At 69.2% G+C, this 1,077-nt stretch carries 1 protein-coding gene; it reads right to left on the bottom strand.

The genetic code is table 11. The features are described from left to right. Positions 1-315: 315 nt before the first annotated feature. Positions 316-1,029, bottom strand: coding sequence for a GNAT family N-acetyltransferase (locus E1286_RS47315; RefSeq protein ID WP_132623974.1), 714 nt, complete (start codon positions 1,027-1,029; stop codon positions 316-318). Between the last annotated feature and the right edge of the window lie 48 nt (positions 1,030-1,077).

Genomic DNA, 1,077 nt, shown 5'->3' with positions numbered 1-1,077 from the left:
CCCACCCACCTCTCGGCTGCCCTACGACCTCTCCGCTGCCCGAACGACTTCCCACCGGCCGCCGAAGGGCCTCTCTGAACCCGTCCGGGTTTGATGGACAGCTACCTACTTGGTTTCTGCTGTCGTGACGGGGTTGTAGTTGTGACCACACCGTCCTCCTCGAACGCCACCTGCAAGACCGACGAGGCCGCGGAGGTCAACGGACGCGGCAGTTGTAGCAGCCGGTGAGATCGAAGCCCTCGCTTCGATACAGAGCCGGCGCTGCCTCGTCACGGCGGTGACACGCCTCGCACCAGGCCAGCGTGGCCGTGGAGGTCAACGGATGCGGTAGTGGTAGCGGCCGGCGAACTGGAAGCCCTCGCTTCGGTACAGCGTCTGGGCAGCCTCGTTACCGACGGTTACGACCAGGTAGGCGGATGCGGTGCCTGCGTGCCGTGTCAGAGCGCGCAGGACCGTCCGGGCCAGGCCCCGGCGACGGGCCTCGGGCAGGGTGGCCATGCAGTAGATGCCCAGCGTGTCCCCCTGTGGCACGGCCCGCCCGACCGCCAGCGCCACGCCCTCCTCCTCGAACGCCGCGTACCAGGCCGGCACGCCTGTGCAGACCCGTTCGGCGGCCTCCAGGCCGTCGCCGTATCGGCCGTCCACGGCCCACCACGTCTCCAGCCAGCCCCGCCACGGCCGGTCCTCGATCCGCACCTCTTTGTCGAGCGGGCCACCGGCCTTGGGGCCGGCCTCGGGAGGACGTGTCATGATGCACGTCTGATCGACCAGTTCATAGCCCCGGCGCTCCAGTTCCTCGTCCAACCCGGGCGCGGCGCCGGGCCCCACTGAGAAGACGCAGCGCTCCCCACGCCCGCCGTAGAACGCTTCCGCCGCTCTGATGGCGGAGTCCAGGTCGGCGGGCGGGTTCAGCGCCAGTACGGAGTTGGCCCGCTTGGTCACGCCGCCGGCGTATCGCAGCAGCCACCCGTCGTGCGACTGCTGCTCATACGCGGGCCAGGCTTCGTGGACAAGAAGGTCGAAATTCACGCGCGCAGCCTAGCTGACCAGCCGACTCTCGACTCGTCTGCCCACAAC

Source organism: Nonomuraea terrae (genome assembly GCF_004348995.1).
Taxonomy (GTDB): Bacteria; Actinomycetota; Actinomycetes; order Streptosporangiales; family Streptosporangiaceae; genus Nonomuraea; species Nonomuraea terrae.
Note: the sequence above shows the minus strand (reverse complement) of the source record. Positions and strands in the feature narration are given on the sequence as shown.